This is a genomic window from Providencia sp. PROV080, from assembly GCF_033688105.1.
GTDB lineage: Bacteria > Pseudomonadota > Gammaproteobacteria > Enterobacterales > Enterobacteriaceae > Providencia > Providencia zhejiangensis.
The window spans coordinates 3,340,541-3,362,421 of the sequence record NZ_CP096346.1; the positions used below are offsets into that span (position 1 = coordinate 3,340,541).

At 43.0% G+C, this 21,881-nt stretch carries 15 protein-coding genes and 1 riboswitch; of the genes, 10 read left to right on the plus strand and 5 right to left on the minus strand.

All coding sequences use genetic code 11. From position 1 onward, the window contains the following. Positions 1-100: 100 nt before the first annotated feature. The 4 genes from M1F03_RS15005 to rppH form a co-directional block, all read right to left on the minus strand. Positions 101-952 (minus strand): thymidylate synthase, encoded by an 852-nt coding sequence (locus tag M1F03_RS15005; RefSeq protein WP_154622504.1) that lies wholly within the window; start codon positions 950-952, stop codon positions 101-103. Between the two features lie 187 nt (positions 953-1,139). Beyond that, the gene (gene lgt / locus M1F03_RS15010; protein ID WP_154622505.1) at positions 1,140-2,039 is read right to left on the minus strand and encodes a prolipoprotein diacylglyceryl transferase; all 900 of its coding nucleotides are present in this window, start codon (positions 2,037-2,039) and stop codon (positions 1,140-1,142) included. Positions 2,040-2,114: 75 nt separating this feature from the next. Next, on the minus strand, positions 2,115-4,361 hold the full coding sequence (gene ptsP, locus M1F03_RS15015) for a phosphoenolpyruvate--protein phosphotransferase (RefSeq protein WP_154622506.1): 2,247 nt from the start codon (positions 4,359-4,361) through the stop codon (positions 2,115-2,117). Between the two features lie 4 nt (positions 4,362-4,365). Then, the gene (gene rppH, locus M1F03_RS15020; protein ID WP_163862869.1) at positions 4,366-4,899 is read right to left on the minus strand and encodes an RNA pyrophosphohydrolase; all 534 of its coding nucleotides are present in this window, start codon (positions 4,897-4,899) and stop codon (positions 4,366-4,368) included. 113 nt (positions 4,900-5,012) lie between these two features. Next, positions 5,013-5,113, plus strand: a riboswitch (TPP riboswitch). A gap of 61 nt (positions 5,114-5,174) precedes the next feature. Here rppH and thiB point away from each other — a divergent pair. The 6 genes from thiB to rluA all read left to right on the plus strand — a co-directional run bounded on the left by thiB (position 5,175) and on the right by rluA (position 14,893). Continuing rightward, positions 5,175-6,179, plus strand: coding sequence for a thiamine ABC transporter substrate binding subunit (gene thiB / locus M1F03_RS15025; protein ID WP_251464626.1), 1,005 nt, complete (start codon positions 5,175-5,177; stop codon positions 6,177-6,179). Then, positions 6,155-7,768: a thiamine/thiamine pyrophosphate ABC transporter permease ThiP gene (gene thiP, locus M1F03_RS15030; protein WP_154622522.1), complete on the plus strand. Its 1,614-nt coding sequence runs from the start codon at positions 6,155-6,157 to the stop codon at positions 7,766-7,768. Before thiB ends, thiP begins: the two co-directional genes overlap by 25 nt. Beyond that, entirely contained in the window at positions 7,752-8,459 is a 708-nt protein-coding gene (thiQ, locus tag M1F03_RS15035) for a thiamine ABC transporter ATP-binding protein ThiQ (RefSeq protein WP_163862871.1), read from the plus strand. Before thiP ends, thiQ begins: the two co-directional genes overlap by 17 nt. 53 nt (positions 8,460-8,512) lie before the next feature. Continuing rightward, complete coding sequence (locus M1F03_RS15040) at positions 8,513-10,864, plus strand: DNA polymerase II (RefSeq protein WP_251464627.1); 2,352 nt, start codon at positions 8,513-8,515, stop codon at positions 10,862-10,864. Between the two features lie 380 nt (positions 10,865-11,244). Then, positions 11,245-14,151: an RNA polymerase-associated protein RapA gene (gene rapA / locus M1F03_RS15045; RefSeq protein WP_163862875.1), complete on the plus strand. Its 2,907-nt coding sequence runs from the start codon at positions 11,245-11,247 to the stop codon at positions 14,149-14,151. An 88-nt stretch (positions 14,152-14,239) separates the two neighbouring features. After that, positions 14,240-14,893: a bifunctional tRNA pseudouridine(32) synthase/23S rRNA pseudouridine(746) synthase RluA gene (rluA, locus tag M1F03_RS15050; RefSeq protein WP_154622512.1), complete on the plus strand. Its 654-nt coding sequence runs from the start codon at positions 14,240-14,242 to the stop codon at positions 14,891-14,893. A gap of 276 nt (positions 14,894-15,169) precedes the next feature. On the opposite strand, the gene djlA is transcribed toward rluA, so the two are convergent. Continuing rightward, on the minus strand, positions 15,170-15,982 hold the full coding sequence (djlA, locus tag M1F03_RS15055) for a co-chaperone DjlA (RefSeq protein WP_247046685.1): 813 nt from the start codon (positions 15,980-15,982) through the stop codon (positions 15,170-15,172). A gap of 181 nt (positions 15,983-16,163) precedes the next feature. Here djlA and lptD point away from each other — a divergent pair, with 181 nt between their 5' ends. The 4 genes from lptD (at position 16,164) to rsmA (ending at position 21,771) form a co-directional block, all read left to right on the plus strand. Continuing rightward, a complete protein-coding gene (gene lptD / locus M1F03_RS15060) occupies positions 16,164-18,530 on the plus strand; it encodes an LPS assembly protein LptD (protein WP_167520935.1) in 2,367 nt (788 codons plus the stop codon). Between the two features lie 148 nt (positions 18,531-18,678). Continuing rightward, positions 18,679-19,998 carry a peptidylprolyl isomerase SurA gene (surA, locus tag M1F03_RS15065; RefSeq protein WP_154622515.1) on the plus strand — a complete coding sequence of 440 codons (1,320 nt, stop codon included), beginning with the start codon at positions 18,679-18,681 and terminating at the stop codon, positions 19,996-19,998. After that, positions 19,979-20,974: a 4-hydroxythreonine-4-phosphate dehydrogenase PdxA gene (pdxA, locus tag M1F03_RS15070; protein ID WP_196713584.1), complete on the plus strand. Its 996-nt coding sequence runs from the start codon at positions 19,979-19,981 to the stop codon at positions 20,972-20,974. Before surA ends, pdxA begins: the two co-directional genes overlap by 20 nt. After that, positions 20,971-21,771, plus strand: a complete 801-nt coding sequence (rsmA, locus tag M1F03_RS15075) for a 16S rRNA (adenine(1518)-N(6)/adenine(1519)-N(6))-dimethyltransferase RsmA (protein WP_251464629.1) — start codon at positions 20,971-20,973, stop codon at positions 21,769-21,771. Before pdxA ends, rsmA begins: the two co-directional genes overlap by 4 nt. The last annotated feature ends 110 nt before the right edge of the window (positions 21,772-21,881 follow it).

Genomic DNA, 21,881 nt, shown 5'->3' on the forward strand with positions numbered 1-21,881 from the left:
AAAGAAAAGAGCATGAAGTGCGTTAGAAATGCGATAAAAAAAGCTAAGGCACGGTAGGAATGACCATCGCCTTAGCTCTCTTAAATCAGTTTAAACTGCGTTATACCGTAAAGGGGTATTTGATAGCTTCGTGACATTGATAGCCTTCAATCGTGAAGTCATCTGTGCTCACCCAAGTTTCAATATCTTCTAATGTTTTAATTTGAGGGTTTATCAGCAATGAAGGCAAAGGGAAAGGCTCACGCTTTAGCTGTACATCACGCATTAGTGGCAATTGGTTTTCATAAATATGTGCATTCACAATTTTATGATAAGCCTTACCCGCTTTATGACCCGTAATTCTCGCCATGAGTGCCAATAGTACAAAACACTGTACTTGGTTAAAGTTCAAACCAAGCGGCACATCACAGCTACGTTGGTAAGAGGTCAAATGGAGAGTATCACCTAATAAAGAAAATGTATGGGTGTGCATGCAAGGACGCAAACACCCCATTTCAAATTCACCAGGATTATAAAAGGTAATAATTTCCGCTCGGTCGTCAATGCCATTTTTTAGGTTGTTCACCACCTTTTTAAGTTGATCGAGGTGTGTGCCATCAGGACGTTGCCAAGAGCGTCCTTGAACACCGTACACACGCCCCATATCATCCTCCCCTTTACGATGAGGATTACTTAACCAAGCTTGGTTTTCATTGGCATTGGCATTCCATGTATTACAACCAATTTCACGAAATTGTGCAGCGTTATCATAGCCACGTAAATAACCTAATAATTCAGCAATCGCTGCTTTATAAAAGCTTTTACGGGTTGTGATTAATGGAAACAGGTTATTCGCGACATCATATTCTAAGTCGGCATTGATCACGGTTAAACAACGTACTCCCGTACGTTTATTTTCAACCCACTGCCCTTCGTCAATGATACGCTGACATAACTCAAGATACTGCTTCATAGTGACTCTCTTACTCGCGAGATAACAAATGTCATCAACATCCGTTACCTTATTGTATTTATAATGCTTTAACTCATCAGCCCCTAGCTAAATGGCAATGTAAGCCACGCAAAACATACTCAAGAATGGGGTAAACATGCATAAACATTTTCAACCACTCGATAACTTGAGTATGGCAAAGCAACCTTTATTTACTGGCTTGCTCTACTTTTTCTGGCTTATGCGCTGGAATATTTTTACCGTATTTGTATGCCCAAATAATCATTAAGATACCAATTATGATCATTGGTATGGATAGAATTTGTCCCATACTAATACCGCCAAATAGACCTAATTGCGCATCTGGCTGCCTAAAGAATTCAACAATAATCCGGAATGCGCCGTAACCAATTAAAAATAAACCTGACACACTCCCCATAGGACGAGGTTTGCGCACAAATAGGTTCAGGATCAGGAACAGAACAATACCTTCTAAAAACATCTCATAAAGTTGGGAAGGATGCCGTGGAAGCACACCATATTGCTCTAAAGTAGGTAGCAATGAAGGGTCTTGTGCCGCAAGCTGAATATCTTCACTGCGCGAATGAGGGAATAAGAAAGCCCACGGTGTATCAAGTGTCACACGTCCCCATAACTCACCATTAATGAAGTTACCGATCCGCCCCATTCCAAGGCCAAAAGGAATTAACGGTGCAACAAAATCAGAAACTTGTAAAAAACGGCGGCGAGTACGGTGTGCAAACCATAACATTGCACAGATCACACCAATCAAACCACCATGGAAGGACATGCCGCCATCCCAAACTTTAAATAAATAAAGTGGGTCATCAAGGAAGACAGGGAGATTATAGAAGAAGACATAACCGAGTCTTCCACCAACAAATACACCTACGAAGCCAACGTAGAGTAAGTTCTCAACTTCATTTTTTGTCCAACCACTGTTAGGTTTATTTGCGCGACGACCTGCCAGCCATAAAGCAAAAACAAACCCTACAAGATACATAAACCCATACCAGTGAAGCGATACTGGCCCAATCGAGAACATTACGGGATCAATTTCCGGAAATGCTAAGTAGCTGTTACTCATCGTTCCCCACTTTATTTGTTAATCTAAAATCATTGCGCATCATAGCACAGCTCATACGCAGGTGAATAAGGCTGATTAGATCCCACCTCGGGCAAAACCACCAAGCCCGTTTTTTTCCATAAATTGGCTAATGATCAACCTGATGTTCTCGCTTGTCTCAGCCTTTAAGATATCAGGAACTAATTTTTCGACCATATCAGACTGTAGCCCACGGATAAGGTACTTAACTCTCGGTACACTTCTTCCACTCATACTTAAAGAACGATACCCCAAAGCAATCAACGCTATCACACCTAAAGGCTGTCCTGCCATTTCACCACACACACTCACCGGCAAATCAAGACGATGACACTCTTCATAAACTTTAGCTAAAAAGCGGAGCATTGCGGGATGAAGGCTGTCATAGATAGCAGCCACATGCGTGTTATTGCGGTCTACGGCAAGCAAATACTGAGTCAGGTCATTTGTACCAATTGAAATAAAGTCTACTCGTTCTTTTAACTCAGGAAGCAAAAACAGTAAAGAAGGAACTTCAAACATTACGCCAATTTTAGGTGTTTGTACCGTTTGGCCGATCGCTAAGCTGACTTCCTCTTTTGCTCTGTTAATCAATGCAATAGCTTCATCGACTTCATTGATACTGGTGATCATCGGCAGCAGTATGCGCAAGTTTTTTGTTAACACGTTTGCATGTAGCATCGCTCTTAATTGGATCAAGAAAATTTCGGGTTGATCCAACATAACGCGTATACCACGCCAACCTAAACAGGGGTTTTCTTCACTGATAGGCATATAAGGCAATTGCTTATCTGCACCGATATCCAACGTCCTGAGTACCACCGGTTTATCTGCAAACAAGTGCAAGATTTCTTGATACAACAGTTTCTGCTCATCTTCTGATGGAAAACCATTGTGCAGCATAAAAGGCAATTCCGTCCGATACAGCCCAACACCATCAACTGCCACATTAATTTGTTGCTCATAACGGGGGCTTAATCCTGCATTTAGGTGAATATGAACTGATTCACCGTTTTTCAGCACAGATTCTTGCTCAAGGGCACCTTCCGCTAAACGGCTAAGCACATCCTCTTCTGCGATGATTTGCTTATATTCCTGAGTAATAATATTTTCAGGTTCAATAAAAACTTCTCCTCGATAGCCATCAAGGATCAAAAAGCGGTTATGCAATAGGGATGGATCAATATCTGCTCCCATGATTGCAGGGATCCCCATCGCGCGGATCAAAATAGCGGAGTGAGAATGTGTCGCACCATCACGAACGATCACCCCAGCCAACTGCTCTAAAGGCATTTCTGCCAATAGGCTAGCACTTAGCTCATCGGCCACGAGGATAAAGCGTTCTGGCCATTGATCTATTGAAGATAAACTATCATCTAGATGGAATAATAAGCGTTGGCCTAATGCACGAAGGTCGGCTCCTCTTTCTCGTAGGTAGAGGTCACGTAAACGAGAGAATTGCTCAACATAATCCTCAATAACTGTCTTCACCGCCCACTCAGCGACAAAGCCTTGTTCTATAGCGGAAAACAGCCTATTTTTCAGTTGAGGATCATGCAATAAATGGTTATATAAATCGAAAATTGCCGCACTTTCTTTTTGAGAATGAGCAATAAAGCGTTTACTAATACGTCGACACTCAGATGCTGCATTTTCGATAGCGGTAATGAGACGCTGTTTTTCATCATTTTGGTCTAATGCACTGGCCTCACAAATACTGTCAAATGAAGGCTGTGAACTATCTTGCCAGCCATAAGCCATCACAATCCCTTGAGAAACAGGAATTGCTTTAATACGGCTCTGCCTATACTGACCAAACACGCCTTTAGCCTGAGCTTGTGATAAGATAACCGCCAGTTGCATTGACAGTGTCACCATGAATGATTCTTCAGTTTCACTGAAAAAACGCCGCTCGTGCTGCTGAACAACTAAAACACCTAATAGCTGACGACGGTAGACAATAGGCACACCTAAAAAGGCTTTTAGTCGCTCTTCTTTTAATTGGGGAAGGTATTTAAATTCGGGATGTTCGCGGATATCAGCGAGGTTTAGCATTTCAGATTGGCGTCCAACCGCCCCCACTACCCCTTCATCAAATCCAAGGCGAATAGCAACACCGCTAGGTTTTCTCAACCCGCGGGTTGCCATTAAGTAATAGCACTGGCGCGAATGGTCGGCCAAATAAATGGAACAAACATCCGTCTGCATCGCATAACAAGTTTCGTTAACTAAGACTTCTAACGCCTCGGTTAAGCTTGTCGCCATTGCTACTTTTTCAACAATATCACGTAGACGCGTCAACATGATTTTATCTCGCCCCGCGTCTACGGTGAGTAAACGCAGGTCTCTGTGCCGGTTTTTGTTCCTGTAATGACATTACAACGGGTGCAAACTCTTTCATGACGCGGCGATACACTTCCCGTTTAAAAGAGACCACTTGTCTTACAGGGTACCAATAACTGACCCATCGCCAGCCATCAAATTCTGGCGATTTACTGCGCTGAACGTTTATATCTGCTTCATTGCATTGAAGTTGTAGTAAAAACCAACGCTGTTTCTGCCCAATACAAACAGGTTTTGTGTCCCAACGCACCAAACGCTTGGGTAATTTGTAACGCAACCAATTGCGAGTTGAAGCCAATAACCTAACATCTTTTCGTTGTAGGCCAACTTCTTCGTACAGTTCACGGTACATAGCCTGTTCTGGCGATTCCCCTGGGTTTATTCCCCCCTGAGGGAATTGCCATGAATGTTGACCATAACGGCGAGCCCATAAAACTTGCCCTTGCCGATTACAAATTACAATTCCTACATTCGGGCGGTAGCCATCATCATCGATCACCAGACTACCTCAATAACCAAATTTGAAAGATGGCTAATTGTTTCACACATACCCAAACTGGTAAACCTATATCAATAGAGTTTGCAGATATGAGCAAAGACACTACAATAGCCTCTGTCTCAACGGGGTGCCGAAATGGTTATTTAGGCTGAGAATTAACCCGTAGAACCTGATCCGGGCAATGCCGGCGTAGGGATTTGAGCTACCAGCAGCATAATATTGCTAAGGTGCCTTCTCAAATCCTGTGTAGTTTTCTCTCTAACGCAGGAAATAAAATGTTAAAAAATTCACTCTTTCGCTCTTTGTTGGCATTCACAACACTCAGTTTGGCCCATTTTGCATGGGCAGAAAAACCAACATTAACTGTTTATACCTATGATTCTTTTGCTGCCGAGTGGGGGCCTGGGCCACAAATTAAAAAGAATTTTGAAGCACAATGTGGTTGTGAACTCAAACTTATGTCACTTGGAGATGGTGTAGCCCTCCTCAATCGCTTACGCATGGAAGGGAAAAAAACGAAAGCTGATATTGTATTAGGCCTCGATAATAATCTTATTGTTTCCGCTGAAGAGACGGGTTTATTCGCACCCGCAGATATCAACACCGATACCATGAAATTACCCATAGCGTGGGATAACACCACGTTTATTCCTTATGACTATGGTTATTTTGCTTTTATCTATGACACCAACAAAATCAAAAATCCCCCCAAGAGTATGAGTGAATTATTAGATAGCACACAACCTTGGAAAATTATCTATCAAGATCCACGCACAAGCACACCGGGCCTCGGTTTAATGTTGTGGATTGAAAAACTTTATGGTGATAAGTCAGCAGATGCATGGCAAAAAATGGCTAGCAAAACCCTTACCGTGACAAAAGGTTGGAGCGAATCCTATGGCTTGTTTTTAAAAGGTGAAGGGGATTTTGTCCTTAGCTATACATCATCACCCGGCTATCAGATCCTTAATGATAATAAAGATAACTATGCCGCAGCCCTCTTCGATGAAGGGCATTACATGCAAATTGAAGTTGCGGCAAGATTAAAGACAAGTTCTCAACCTGAGCTAGCTAAGCAATTCTTAGCCTTTATGTTAACCCCTGAATTTCAAAGTACCTTACCCACCACCAATTGGATGTATCCCGTGATTGATATACCGCTACCTGACGTATACAAGGTTCTTCCTATGCCTAAAAAATCATTACAGTTTAGTGCTCAAGAGGTAGCTAAAGAACGTCAATCATGGATCCGGTTATGGCAATCCGCCGTCAGCCGTTAATTAATTTATCGCTGATTCCGGGGGCGTTAGCCTCCGGTTTATTAGTCACGGTTGCACTATTGGCTTTTGGTGCACTTTGGATTTTTTCGCCCGTCATCTCCGTTAACGACATTTTTAACGACAGCTATTTATGGCATGTCATTGGATTTACTTTTTGGCAAGCTTTTCTCTCTGCCCTATTTTCTGTTCTTCCCGCGATTATACTTGCTAGAGCGCTTTATCGGCGTAGGTTTTTAGGTAGGACCCTGTTATTACGTCTTTGTGCTATGACGCTCGTTTTACCCGTGCTTGTGGCTGTGTTTGGTATTTTATCTATTTACGGAAAAACAGGTTGGCTTGCTCTCGTATTTCAATATGTTGGCCTTGAATATCATTTCACCCCCTATGGCCTTCAAGGCATACTGCTCGCGCATATTTTCTTTAATATGCCACTCGCGACGCGTATGTTGTTGCAATCACTTGAGAGTATATCGATAGAACAACGTCAAATCGCCGCACAACTAGGCCTAAATGAATGGCAACAGTTTCGTCTTTTAGAGTGGCCTTACTTGCGTAGGCAGATGTTGCCTACCGCAGCACTTATTTTTATGCTCTGCTTCGCCAGTTTTGCTACTGTACTGGCTCTTGGCGGAGGGCCAGCAGCAACAACTATCGAGCTTGCGATTTATCAAGCCTTAAACTACGACTTTGACCTTGGACGTGCAGCCATTCTTGCTCTAATCCAGCTTACCTTTTGTGTCGGTTTAATGTTTCTGAGCCAAAAGATAAACAGCCTATTTTCAATAGGCCATAGTCAGCATGCTCAATGGTATGATCCTTCAGATAATAATTTCCGTCGCATACGTGACGCCATTGTGATTATTGCGGCTATTTTATTTCTTGTGCCACCGCTCTTAGCGATTATCGTTGATGGTTTAAACGGGCGTCTACTTGATGTTCTCAGTCAATCCGCGCTTTGGCAAGCCGCTGCTACATCACTATTTATCGCCTTATGTGCTGGCCTACTGTGTGTTTTACTCACAATGATGCTGCTCTGGAGCAGCCGTGAACTTCGTTTACGCCGTGCAATCAAGCTAGGACAGGCAATGGAGCTTAGTGGATTATTGATTTTAGCGATGCCGGGAATTGTCCTCGCCACCGGTTTTTTTATTCTATTTAATGAAACAATCGGCCTACCTGACTCCCCGTATGCGTTAGTGATAATGACCAATGCGTTACTGGCTATCCCTTATGCACTAAAAGTATTGGAAAATCCTATGCGAGACCTCGCAGAGCGTTATAATCCACTTTGCCATTCATTGGGTATTAGCGGTGTTCATCGATTACGTATCATTGAATTGAAAGCCTTAAAGAAACCACTATCTCAAGCCCTTGCCTTTGCTTGTGTCATTTCTATTGGTGACTTTGGTGTGGTGGCACTATTTGGCAATGAAGATTTTCGCACCCTACCCTATTACCTGTATCAACAAATAGGGGCTTATCGAACAAATGATGGTGCCGTTACCGCTATGTTGCTACTTTTAATCTGTTTTGCTTTGTTTAGCCTACTCGAACGTATATCAGGAAAAGATCATGATAGAGTTAAATAAAATTGATTATCAATATGATAGCCTGAATATGCAGTTTAATTTTTCCATACAAGCAGGCGAGCGAGTTGCCATAATGGGGCCTAGTGGTGCAGGAAAAAGCACATTGTTAAGCCTCATTAGCGGCTTTCAATTAGCAAAAAGTGGCGCCATTCTATTAAATGGAGAGGATCATACCTATACGCCCCCAGCGAAACGCCCTGTATCCATGTTATTTCAGGAAAATAATCTCTTTGCTCATTTGAGTGTTAGGCAAAACATTGGATTAGGGCTACACCCCGGTTTACGGTTAAATCAACAACAGGTACAACAAGTCGAATTGATCGCAGCTCAGGTCAGCCTTGATGAATTTTTAGATAGATTACCGGCTCAGTTATCAGGAGGTCAGCGCCAACGAGCCGCATTAGCACGTTGTTTAATCCGCCAACAGCCTATCTTGTTGCTAGACGAACCATTTTCTGCCCTCGATCCCGCCTTACGTAATGAGATGTTGTTACTACTCGATGAAATTTGCCTATCTAAAGCCATAACACTGGTAATGGTGTCGCATAATATAGAAGATGCCTTACAAATAGCACCTAGAACAATGATCATTCATGATGGCGCTATTGCGTACGATGGTAGCACCAAGACATTATTATCAGGGAGCAATCCCGCGTCAGAATTACTGGGTATTACAAAAAATACTGTATAAAACCCCACCTATATCGTATAGTAGGTTCGTTAATTGTTGACGCGAGCCTCTCTATGCCTCAATTTATGTCTCCTGCTGAAAAAGGCTTTATTCTCAGCCGTCATTGGAAAGATACCCGCCAAGGGGTTGAAGTCAGCTATTGGCTGCTGACTGATCATGGCGCTCGCAAGGTCACTGTACCTATCCAACAAGCCATCGCATTTATTCCTATTTCATCGCTCCCCACAATACAACCTTGGTTAGACAAGCAAGCTAATTTGACATATCGCCCCGTCGAACTGCGCGATTTTCATCGTGAAAAAGTGTGCGCAATCTATTGCCATCAATACCGCCAGTTACAAAACCTCGATAAGCATTGCCAAGAGCTGGGCGTAAAACTGCTAGAAGCGGATATTCGCCCTTGCGAGCGCTATCTCATGGAACGTTTTATCACTGCGCCAGTCTGGTTTTCACAAAATCAATATGGTGAATATCACCTTAAACCTTGTGAAAGTTATCGCCCCTCAATTAAAGCTGTTTCTCTCGATATCGAAACCAGTCAACATGGCGAGCTATACTCCATTGGGCTTTCAGGCTGCGGTGATAATGTCGTGTTTATGCTAGGGCCTGAGCAAGGAGCTGCACTCACTCAAGAGCACCGGCTAGTCTATGTGAATAGTCGCCCTCAATTACTGGAAAAGCTCAATCAATGGCTACAACAGTCTGATCCTGACGCCATTATCGGCTGGAATCTCATTCAATTTGATTTAAACATATTACACAAACATGCCGAGCGCTACGGCGTCCCACTGTTGTTTGGGCGCCAAGGAAAAAAGTTAGAATGGCGTGAACATGGCTTTAAACAAGGTGTATTTTTTTCCTCTGCTGAAGGGAGGCTAATTATCGATGGGATTGATGCTCTCAAAGCTGCCACGTGGAATTTCGCTTCATTCAGTTTAGAATTTGTTGCACAAGAATTGCTGGGGGAAGGAAAAGCAATCGATAGTCCTTATGACCGCATGGATGAAATCAATCGGCGGTTTCATCATGATAAACCAGCGCTTGCACACTATAACATTCAAGACTGTATTTTAGTCCATCGCATTTTTGAGAAAACAGATTTAATGGCTTTCTTGCAAGAGCGTTCCACCGTCACAGGACTTGCCGTTGATCGAATGGGTGGCTCTGTCGCTGCATTTTCACATTTATATATCCCGCGTCTGCATCGGCTAGGGTTTGTCGCACCAAATCTTACCGAACAAAAATTACAGCATAATCCCGGTGGTTTTGTGATGGATTCTCAACCTGGTTTATATGACTCGGTTTTAGTTCTTGATTATAAAAGCTTGTATCCATCCATTATTCGCACCTTTTTAATCGACCCCGCAGGCATGGTTGAAGGACTTGCCTCCCCGAATCAACACGCGTCTGTCAGCGGTTTTCGTGATGCATGGTTTTCACGTACCGTTCACTGCTTACCTGATATTGTTAGCCATATATGGCAAGGACGAGATAAAGCGAAACAACAAAATAATGCGCCATTATCGCAAGCGTTAAAAATCATTATGAATGCCTTTGCGGGGGTGTTAGGCGCTGAAGGATGTCGCTTTTTTGATCCTCGCCTTACCGCATCCATTACGATGCGTGGCCATGAAATCATGAAAATCACTAAGCAGTTAATTGAGGAAAAAGGCTACCAAGTCATTTATGGCGATACTGACTCAACCTTTGTGTGGCTAAAAAAGTCGCATACACAAGAGCAAGCACAACAAATTGGCTTTGAACTCCGTGATTACGTGAATAATTGGTGGAAGGAACATTTACGTGATGAATGGCAATTGAATGGGGTTCTTGAACTTGAATTCGAAACGCATTATCGACGTTTTTTAATGCCAACTATTCGAGGGTCAGACTCTGGCAGTAAAAAGCGATATGCTGGACTCAGTGGCGATAACATGGTGTTTCGCGGATTAGAGACAATCCGTTCCGATTGGACACCTTTAGCGCAATATTTTCAAAAAGAGCTCTATACACGTATCTTTCATCGTCAGCCCTATCGTGAGTTTATCCGCGAATATGTACAGTCTATTCGTCATGGCGACTATGATAAACGTCTCATTTACCGTAAACGGTTACGCCGCAAACTATCTGACTATCAACGTAATGTACCACCACATGTCAAAGCCGCCCGCAAGGCAGATGAGTATAACTTGGCACAACAGCGTCCCCAACAATATCAAAATGGCGGTTGGATAAGCTATATCATCACGCTTGCAGGTCCTGAACCCCTTGAGATTATTACAGCTAAACCTGACTATGAGCACTATGTTCTGAAACAGATAAAACCTATCGCCGATGCTATTTTGCCTTTTTTACAAGACGATTTTGATACCATTTTGACAGGCCAGATAAATTTACTGTTTTAAAAGGATTAATTTTTGTGCAATTTTTTGCTAAAATAATGGGCTATCCATCCCGTTTTAAAGTGGGAGCCTCTCTTGTAAATGCAAAGAGAAAACACAATATTAAGCAACAATAAAAAAAATAGTATTTTATAATACGTTGTTGTTTTTTTAACAGGTGACGATAAGCCTTGCTTGAATTAATATAACGCCCCTTTGGTATCTCGCACTTCGTTACTACACAAAAATTTGCGAGACAATTAGCAATAATTGTCCTTCGGGCAACGACTACAATTAATATTCATATTGCCCTTGTTTTACCAACACAAAGTGACGGCAAATATATAATTAGCCTGAAAAAATCTAAAAACAAACTATCAAAATTATGGAATTGAGTTAAACCTATGCCATTTACTCTTGGTCAGCGCTGGATCAGCGATACAGAAAGCGAGCTCGGATTAGGCGCCGTTGTGGCTATTGATGCCCGTATGGTGACTTTACTTTTTCCCGCCAGTGGTGAGAATCGTCTCTACTCACGTCATGATGCACCTATTACCCGAGTGATGTTCAATGAAGGTGATACCATTACCAGTCATGAAGGCTGGCAGCTCAAGGTCGAAAGTGTCAAAGAGGATAACGGCCTACTTATTTACAGTGGTACTCGCCTTGATACAGATGAACAAGATGTTACCCTGAGAGAAGTTTTTCTCGACAGTAAATTAACATTTAATAAGCCACAAGACCGTCTATTTGCAGGTCAAATTGACCGCATGGATCGCTTTGCCTTACGTTATCGTGCCCGCAAGTTTCAAAGTGAGCAAGTGAAACACCAAGCAACAGGTCTACGAGGCATTCGTGCCAGTTTAATACCTCACCAATTGCATATTGCCAATGAAGTCGGTAAACGTCACCATCCGCGCGTATTACTTGCAGATGAGGTCGGTTTAGGTAAAACAATTGAAGCCGGTATGATTATCCATCAACAGTTGATGGCAGGCCGAGCAGAACGTGTTCTGATTATTGTACCTGAGAGCTTACAACATCAGTGGCTGGTTGAAATGTTGCGTCGTTTCAACCTACGCTTTTCTCTGTTTGATGATAGTCGTTATAGTGAAGCGCAACATGACAGCGATAATCCATTTGAAACAGAACAACTGGTTCTGTGCTCATTAGACTTTGTTCGTCGTAACAAGCAACGTTTCGACCTACTTGTCGAGGCTGGCTGGGATATGATGATTGTGGATGAAGCTCACCACTTACAGTGGAGTGAGGCTGCACCAAGTCGTGAATATCAGGTCATTGAAAGCTTAGCTGAACATATTCCATCTGTGTTGCTACTGACGGCAACGCCGGAACAATTAGGCCAAGAAAGCCATTTTGCACGCCTTCGTTTGCTTGATCCAAATCGCTTCCATGACTATCAAGAATTTATCGATGAGCAGGCTAACTATCGCCCTGTCGCCGACGCTGTCTCATTATTGTTATCAGGTGAAACGCTCACGCATGATCAACAAAATCTTCTCAATGAGTTAATCAAAGAACAAGATATCGAGCCATTATTGAAAGCAGCGAATATTGACAGTGCAGACGGCACCGCCGCCCGTCAAGAGTTAATCAGCATGCTAATGGATCGACACGGTACCAGCCGCCTATTATTTAGAAATACACGTAATGGCGTTAAAGGCTTCCCACACCGTGAGTTGCACTCATTAAAAATGCCACTGCCTACCCAATACCAAACAGCCATTAAAGTTGCAGGTATTATGGGGACGAAAAAAGATCTCGAAACCCGCGCTAAAGAGATGTTATACCCTGAGCAAATTTACCAAGAGTTTGAAGGTGAAAACGCAACGTGGTGGAACTTCGATCCTCGGGTTGAGTGGCTGCTCGGCTACTTAATGGCAAACCGCAATGAAAAAGTGCTGGTTATCTGCGCGAAAGCTGCAACAGCGCTACAATTAGAACAGGTTTTACGTGAACGTGAAGGGATCCGAGCCGCGGTATTCCATGAAGGCTTGTCATTGCTTGAACGTGACCGTGCCGCGGCTTACTTTGCTTCTCAAGAAGATGGCGCACAAGTGCTACTTTGTTCTGAAATTGGTTCTGAAGGCCGTAACTTCCAATTTGCGAACCAATTGGTGATGTTTGACTTACCATTTAACCCTGATCTTTTAGAACAGCGTATTGGTCGATTAGATCGTATTGGTCAAACTCGCGATATTATCTTAAGCGTGCCTTATTTAGAAAACACCGCACAAGCCGTGCTATTACGTTGGTATCATGAGGGCTTAGATGCTTTTGAGCACACTTGTCCTACAGGCCGCACCATCTACGATAAATACTATCAACAACTGTTGCAATACATGGCTGAGCCAACAGTCACAGACGGCTTTGATGAGTTTTTAAAAACCTGCCGTGAAGAGCATGAAGCATTAAAATCACAGCTAGAACAAGGCCGTGACCGTTTGCTCGAAATGCACTCTAATGGGGGGGAATCAGGTATTAAATTAGCTGAAACCATCGGTGCTGAAGACAATGATACTGAATTGGTCAATTTTGCACTCAATCTGTTTGATATTGTAGGTATTAATCAAGAAGACAAGAGTGATAACTTACTGATCTTAACCCCTTCAGATCATATGTTAGTACCGGATTTTCCTGGCTTACCACAAGATGGCTGCACCATCACCTTTGATCGTGAGCAAGCGCTATCTCGTGAAGACACTCAATTTATTAGCTGGGAACACCCAATTATTCGCAATGGGTTAGATTTAGTTTTATCTGGTGACACGGGTAGCTGTGCCGTTTCTTTATTGAAAAACAAAGCGCTACCTGTCGGTACATTGCTAACGGAATTAATTTATGTTCTCGAAGCGCAAGCACCGAAAAACCTGCAAATTAGCCGTTTCTTACCAGCAACGCCGATTCGTTTATTAATTGATCTCAAAGGGAATAACCTTTCATCACAAGTTGAGTTTGAAAGTTTTAACCGCCAACTCAATGCGATCAATCGCCATATGGCAAGCAAATTGGTTAATGCGGTTCAAAATGAAGTGCATTCGGTACTAAAATTGTCGGAGCCTATGGTAGAAAAAGAAGCTGAAGTGCTGATTGCTAATGCAAAAGAAGCCGCAGATAAGGCTCTATCACTGGAACTGGCACGACTTGAAGCGCTGAAAGCAGTTAACCCGAATATTCGTGATGAAGAGTTGTCTGTCATTGAAGAGGAACGTAAACAATTGATCGATAATATCGGACAAGCGACATGGCGTCTTGATGCGATTCGATTAGTTGTTGTGACTCATCAATAATCACATCCTTTTAATGTTAAATCGTCAATGATTTCTCCCTCAAATGAGGGAGAAATCATTTTTATAAGACTCAGGAGCTTTATTTTTTATGATGGAACCCTACCATCCCCCTATCGAGCCTTGGCTATATGTTCTGTATCAAGATGAACATATCATTGTCGTAAATAAGCCAAGTGGGTTACTGTCTGTTCCCGGTAAAGCCCCTGAACATCATGATAGTATTATGAGTCGTATCCTTCGAGATCACCCGAATGCAGAATCTGTTCATCGTTTAGATATGGCGACCAGTGGTGTCATGGCTGTTGCTCTGAACAAGCCAGCAGAACGGGAACTTAAACGCCAATTTCGCGAACGTGAACCGAAAAAACAGTATATTGCGCGTGTTTGGGGCCATCTGGAGAAGCAAGAAGGATTCATTGATTTGCCTCTAATTTGCGACTGGCCAAATCGCCCAAAACAAAAAGTGTGTTTTGAGACTGGGAAATCGGCACAAACTGAATACCAAGTTTTGGAATATGAAGAGCAGGCAACTCGTGTAAAACTTTCCCCTATCACCGGCCGTTCACATCAATTGCGCGTTCACATGTTAGCGCTAGGCCACCCTATCCTCGGTGATCGGTTCTATGCTCATGAACAAGCACGTGCACTGGCTCCACGTTTACAATTACATGCGCAAGCGCTTTATATTACTCACCCAGCCTATGGCACTCCTATGCATTTTAGCTGCCAACCCGATTTTTAGGTTTATTTAATCATATGAATAAAAAACCATCATACGTAATGCCAATAGCACCACGTTATGATGGTTTAAAAAGTATTGTTCTGTTTTTGATATAACATGTGCCTTTAACGCGATACTTCATAAATACTCAATATCGGATAGGCATTTTCCTCAATAGTTCGTGCTAAAGCTAAGCATCCTGTGATGCGACTCCCTAGCAGCATATATCAGTATGTGACTAAGGACTCGCCAATGAAAATAACAACGCTATAGAACGAAATATGACGGGAAAAGAGATTATTTGAAATTCCGCTCTCTCTTAATCAAATCATAGGCAGCCTGTATTGACTGCGTTTTCTGTTTCGCGATTTCCATCATTTCTGGAGGCAAACCTTTTGCTATCAGTTTATCTGGATGGTGCTCACTCATTAATTTACGGTATGCGCGTTTAATGGTTGTGGGGTCATCATTAATGGAGACGCCAAGCACTTTGCATGCATCTTCAATTGTTGGCCCATTAGAAGACTGATAATGACCACCTGATTGATGCGAGTAGCCATGTCCAAATTGCCGCCCTCCTTGGATCATGTCTAAAAATTGCTCAAATTGTGTTTTCGAGATCCCCAGTTCTTCAGCGATAATAAACAGGACTTTTCTTTCATTTGGGTGCAGGTTGCCATCGGCAAATGCCGCCTGTAGTTGAATTTCCAGAAACATCTGAATTAAGTCAAAGCGACCATAGCAAGCCATACGTAATTGTTTAAGGACATCACGCAATGGAAAATCAGGTGATTTACCTTCTCTAAATGCTTGTTGAGCCGCCTTACGTGTTTCGCCATGTATCTGCATTCTGTCCATCAAGTTTGATGCTAATTGAATGTCTGTCTCGGTTACACGGCCTTTTGCTTTTGTTAAATGCCCGAGAATTTGGAAGGTACTGGCGAAGAATATGATCTGGCGATCGCGCTTATTCATCGCACCAGAAAATTTACGTTGCGCTGATGCTTTATCAAAACCATGACCTAAAATTAACCCTACAAGTGCGCCCCAGAAGCCTAAACCCGAGACTATTGCGAGTACAACACCTATAATTTTGCCCCAATAGTGCATATATCCCTCAATTCTTCAATGCTCAGAATGCAATTTTGCATTATCATACTATCCATTCTGCTCGGTGCATAACTACAAGCGCGTAAAGTTTTTTACATTATACTGGCGCAATGTAGTTGGCTAAGTTAGTCTTTGAGCGTTTGCCGGCTATGCCAATTACGACGGAACCGCATATTTAATGATGAAAAAAAGCTATCCAACACTACTTGCCACCATGGTATGGGCGGCAATTTACAGTCAGCAAGCGCATGCTGACCTTGCAGCACAATGTATGCTGGGCGTCCCTGTTTATGACAAACCGCTGGTTAAGGGCGATCCTAAAGATTTACCGATACGTATCACTGCTGAAGACGTTCAGGGTGAATACCCTAACTTTGTCGAATACAAAGGTGATGTTGATATTCAACAGGGTAACCAAACGTTAACCGCTGATACCGTAAGATTGACACAAACAAACCCAGATAGTGCTGATCCGATCCGTGAAGTCACCGCAACAGGTAACGTTCACTATGACGACCCACAGATTATTCTAAAAGGCCCAAGCGCATGGTCTAATTTGAATAATAAGAATACCGATGTCGATGATGGCAACTACATGATGGTTGGCCGCCAAGGACGCGGCGAAGCGAAAAAAATGAAAATGCGTGGTGAAAACCGTTATTCCATCATGGAAAACGGCACATTCACCACCTGCCTACCCGGTAATAATAGCTGGAGTGTCGCTGGCTCAGAAGTCATCATTGACCGTGAAGAAGAAGTCGCTGAAATTTGGCATGCCCGTTTTCGCCTTGGCGATGTGCCGGTATTTTATAGCCCGTACATGCAATTACCGATTGGTAATAAACGTCGTTCAGGCTTCTTAATTCCAACAGGCAGTTACTCCAATAATGATGGGCTGGAATTTTCACTGCCATATTATTGGAATATTGCTCCAAACTACGATGCCACGATTACGCCGCAATTTATGACCCATCGAGGTGTAAAATTAAATAATGAATTCCGTTATTTAATTACGCCAGGTACGGGAACAATCGCCTTTGATTTTATTAATCACGACCGTGCTTATATCAAAGACAAAGAGCGTAATAAACGGGATGCACGTGACAGTAATGACCGCTGGTTATTCTATTGGCGCCATTCAGGGACGTATAACCAGCATTGGAACTTCAATGCCGATTATACCAAAGTGAGCGATCGTCAATATTTTACAGACTTTAGTTCTCAGTATGGTAGTACTACTGACGGCTATGCGACCCAAAAATTCAGTACGGGTTATTCCGCTGAAAATTGGAATGCCACTTTAACTCACAAACAGTTCCAAATTTTTGTGGAAGATCCAAATCGACGCGCATACAAAGCCGAGCCTCAACTGGATTTTAACTACTACAAGAATAATTTAGGTGCTTTTGATTTACACACCTATGCGCAAGCCGCGCGTTTCACGAGTGTAGGCAAAAACAACCCAGATGCAACTCGTCTGCATATCGAACCAGAACTCAGCCTACCGCTATCAAACGGTTGGGCAAATATGAATAACAGCTTCAAACTGTTAGCAACACATTATGATCAAGACATCCCTAAATCGAATAAAAATGAGAGTTTAGAAAAAAATGTCACCCGTGTGTTGCCGATGTTTAAAAGCGATGCAAAAGTTGTTTTCGAGCGTAACCTGCTTGAAGGCAGTGATTTTGTCCAAACGTTAGAGCCGCGTGTTCAGTATCTGTATATTCCATATAAAGATCAGGACAATATTAATAACTATGACTCCGCACTGCTTCAATCCGACTATAACGGTTTATTCCGTGACCGTATTTATAGTGGTCTTGACCGCATTGCTTCGGCAAACCAATTTACCACTGGTGTGACGACGCGTATTTATGATGAAACCCTAACAGAGCGTTTTAATTTTTCTGTTGGACAAATTTACTACTTTGAACGTCCTCGCGCAGGTAACTCAAGCCTACAGATCGACGATAAGAGTAATACCGGTTCCTTATTATGGGCGACAGATTCATACTGGCGTATTAATGATAAGTGGGGTGTCCGAGGTGGGCTTCAATATGACCGCCGTTTAGGCAACGTCACGATGGGAAATGCGATTACCGAGTATCGCATTGATGCGGATCGTTTGTTACAGTTAAACTACCGCTTTGTTGACCGTGACTATATTCAAGCAACATTCCGTCGTGATGAATCAGGCGGCTATACTTACACCCTCCCTGAATACCAAAAAGGTATCTCACAGGTTGGTGCCGTATTAAGTTGGCCACTGAGTGAACGTTGGGGCTTTGTTGGCTCTTACTACTATGATACGAAACAACAACAATCCGCCAGCCAATTGGTTGGTTTACAATACAACACCTGTTGTTGGGCGTTTAACGTAGGCTATGAACGTAAGATTGTTGGTTGGCAAGAAGATAAGTTTAGCAGCGAATATGATAATAAATGGTCATTCAATGTGGAACTTAGAGGCCTAAATAACAATCATAGTTTAGGTAGTCAGGAAATGCTGAATAGAGGTATCATGCCTTATCAGCGTGCATTCTGATAATAATTATATAATTACATGTGCTGCTAACTAACTTCAAATACTTCGAGCTATACCCTTTTCAGCTCGCAAACGAGAACGTAAAAGCAGCACGAATCAAACGATTAACCTGCCTTGGGCGGAACCTAAATCAATGAATAGGACCATTATGAAGAATTGGAAAACGCTTATTCTGGGACTGATGTTTACAAGCTCCACAGTATTGGCTGCACCACAGCAAATGGATAAAGTTGCTGCTGTTGTCAATAACGGGGTTGTACTGGAAAGTGACGTCCAGAACATGTTGAACACCGTAAAATTAAACGCACGCAATGCAGGCCAACAAGTTCCTGATGATCAAACGCTTCGCCATCAAATCCTTGATCGTTTGATTACTGATAACATCATGCTGCAAATGGCCAATCAGATGCAGATTAATATCCCTGAAGATGCCGTGAATGCCACGATTGCGGATATTGCACGTCAAAACGGCTTAACTTTCGAACAAATGCAAGCCCGCCTAAAAGCAGATGGCATCGATATGGCCAAATACCGTAGCGAGATCCGCAAAGAGATGTTGATCGCCGAGGTTCGTAATAATGAAGTTCGTCGCCGTGTGACTATTTTGCCGCAAGAAGTGGATTCGCTGGCTAAGCAGATCAGCAACCAAGCTGACTACGAAGCGAATGTGAATTTAAGTCACATCCTGATCCCTCTCCCTGAAAACCCAACCCAAGAGCAATTACAAAAAGCAGACGCTATTGTAACCAAAATCATGGGGGAACTGAAAAAGGGGACGAATTTCGGTAAATTAGCCATTGCCTACTCTGCGGACCCTCAAGCACTGAAAGGCGGCAATATGGGGTGGTCTCGTCTACAAGAACTGCCGGTTGTCTTTGCAGAACAACTGAAAAGTGCGAAAAAAGGCGATATTGTCGGCCCAATCCGTTCAGGTGTCGGTTACCACATCTTGCAGGTGAACGATATTAATAGCGCGAATAAAACGATTTCCGTCACCGAAGTTAAGGCTCGTCACATCTTGATTAAATCATCGCCAATTATGGATGATAACCAAGCGAGACAAAAGCTAGTTCAGATTTCACAAGATATCCGTAACGGCAAAACAACGTTTGAAGATGCAGCAAAAGAAGTGTCTGAAGATCCAGGTAGCGCCTTAAAAGGGGGTGAATTAGGCTGGAACATGCCTGATGTTTATGACCCTGCTTTTCGTGATGCTCTCATGAAACTGAATAAAGGCGAGATCAGCCAACCTGTTCGTTCAAACTTTGGCTGGCATCTGATTCAGTTAGAAGATACCCGTAATGTTGATAAGACAGATGCGGCACAAAAAGATCAGGCTTATCGTTTGCTGTTTAACCGTAAATTTAACGAAGAAGCGCAAAGTTGGATGCAAGAACAACGTGCAGCGGCATACGTTAATGTCATCGATGGACGTGATAACCAATCTAATGACGAAAAATCTCAATAAACCCATTGTTATAACCCCCGGCGAACCCGCCGGGGTAGGTCCGGACTTACTCATCCAGCTCGCTCAAGAGTTTTGGCCCGTCGAGCTTATTGCCTGTGCGGATCCTGAATTACTTCTCACTCGTGCGAAACAGCTTAACCTCCCACTCACATTAAAAATCTATAACCCACACGATGAACATGACACGCAAGTGCCCGGTAGTTTATCGATTATTCCAGTGCATTTAAAAGCTCCCGCACAAGCCGGTGTTTTGAATGTTGCCAATGGTGAGTATGTCACAGAAACACTCGCAAGAGCGTGTGATGGCTGTTTAAGTGGTGAGTTCTCTGCTATTGTGACCGGGCCTGTACACAAAGGGATCATTAATGATGCAGGTATTGCATTTAGCGGGCACACCGAATTTTTTGCAGACAGAAGTCATTGCCAACGTGTCGTGATGATGTTAGCAACAGAAGAGTTACGAGTCGCTCTTGCGACAACTCATCTGCCCTTGAAAGAGGTTTCCGCAGCCATTAGTCAACAAAGCTTACGTGAAGTGATCACGATTTTAGATCATGATTTACGTACAAAATTTGGTGTAGAAGCACCAAATATCTATGTGTGTGGTCTAAATCCACATGCGGGCGAAAATGGCCATATGGGCATGGAAGAGATCGACACCATTATTCCGGCACTAGAGACACTTCGTGCTGAAGGGATCAATCTGATCGGGCCGCTTCCTGCCGATACTTTATTTCAACCTAAATATTTAGAAGATGCAGATGCTGTACTCGCAATGTATCACGATCAAGGCCTTCCTGTGTTAAAATACCAAGGTTTTGGTAGAGCCGTGAACATTACGCTTGGTCTGCCTTTCATTCGTACCTCCGTTGATCATGGCACAGCGCTAGAGTTAGCAGGTACGGGTCGTGCTGATGCGGGCAGTTTTATCACCGCATTAAAGTTAGCTATCCAAATGACATATAAGAATTCATGAATAATAGAGTCCACCAAGGGCATCTTGCCCGCAAACGTTTCGGGCAGAACTTTTTAACTGACCAATTTATTATCGACAGTATTGTGGATGCAATGCATCCGCAACCGGGACAAGCTATCGTTGAGATTGGCCCAGGTCTTGGTGCGCTTACTGAGCCAGTCGGTAGCCGAATTGATAAAATGACCGTTGTTGAGCTAGACCGCGATCTCGCGGCACGCTTGCAAGTGCACCCACAATTAAAAGATAAGCTGACAATTATCCAGCAAGATGCCATGACGGTGGATTTTGGTGAATTAGCAAAACAAGCTGGGCGGCCTTTACGTGTATTTGGCAACCTACCTTATAATATTTCAACACCGTTAATGTTCCATCTATTCACATTTACTAACTCTATTGCAGATATGAATTTTATGCTGCAAAAAGAAGTGGTTAATCGACTTGTCGCAGGTCCTGGAAGTAAAGCCTATGGTCGTTTGAGTGTGATGGCACAATATTATTGCCAAGTTGTTCCTGTGCTAGAAGTCCCACCAACTGCATTTGCACCACCCCCTAAAGTTGACTCAGCAGTGGTTAGGCTTATCCCTCATCGAGAAAACCCTTATTTACTGAAAGATATCAAAATGCTTAGCCGTATTACTACGCAAGCGTTCAACCAGCGCCGTAAGACCATCCGCAATAGTTTGGGGGACTTACTCAGTGTTGAACAGCTCACTGAACTCGGTATTGATCCTGGTACTCGCGCTGAGAATATTTCCGTTGAGGCTTATTGCAAAATGGCAAACTATCTAGCAAATTAGCCAAATGTACTCTGTATAATTTGAGATAACACTGGCCAACAAAAGTCAGTGAAAGTAGTCAACAACAATACTACTACTTGAAAGATAACGAGTATAAAGGATTGAAAAGG

Coding starts and splice junctions, on each gene's coding strand:
- rsmA (WP_251464629.1), top strand. CDS start 20,971: ATGAATAATAGAGTCCACCAAGGGCATCTTGCCCGCAAACGTTTCGGG.
- M1F03_RS15040 (WP_251464627.1), top strand. CDS start 8,513: ATGCCTCAATTTATGTCTCCTGCTGAAAAAGGCTTTATTCTCAGCCGT.
- ptsP (WP_154622506.1), bottom strand. CDS start 4,361: ATGTTGACGCGTCTACGTGATATTGTTGAAAAAGTAGCAATGGCGACA.
- M1F03_RS15005 (WP_154622504.1), bottom strand. CDS start 952: ATGAAGCAGTATCTTGAGTTATGTCAGCGTATCATTGACGAAGGGCAG.
- thiQ (WP_163862871.1), top strand. CDS start 7,752: ATGATAGAGTTAAATAAAATTGATTATCAATATGATAGCCTGAATATG.
- lptD (WP_167520935.1), top strand. CDS start 16,164: ATGAAAAAAAGCTATCCAACACTACTTGCCACCATGGTATGGGCGGCA.
- lgt (WP_154622505.1), bottom strand. CDS start 2,039: ATGAGTAACAGCTACTTAGCATTTCCGGAAATTGATCCCGTAATGTTC.
- djlA (WP_247046685.1), bottom strand. CDS start 15,982: ATGCACTATTGGGGCAAAATTATAGGTGTTGTACTCGCAATAGTCTCG.
- thiB (WP_251464626.1), top strand. CDS start 5,175: ATGTTAAAAAATTCACTCTTTCGCTCTTTGTTGGCATTCACAACACTC.
- surA (WP_154622515.1), top strand. CDS start 18,679: ATGAAGAATTGGAAAACGCTTATTCTGGGACTGATGTTTACAAGCTCC.
- thiP (WP_154622522.1), top strand. CDS start 6,155: ATGGCAATCCGCCGTCAGCCGTTAATTAATTTATCGCTGATTCCGGGG.
- rluA (WP_154622512.1), top strand. CDS start 14,240: ATGATGGAACCCTACCATCCCCCTATCGAGCCTTGGCTATATGTTCTG.
- pdxA (WP_196713584.1), top strand. CDS start 19,979: ATGACGAAAAATCTCAATAAACCCATTGTTATAACCCCCGGCGAACCC.
- rapA (WP_163862875.1), top strand. CDS start 11,245: ATGCCATTTACTCTTGGTCAGCGCTGGATCAGCGATACAGAAAGCGAG.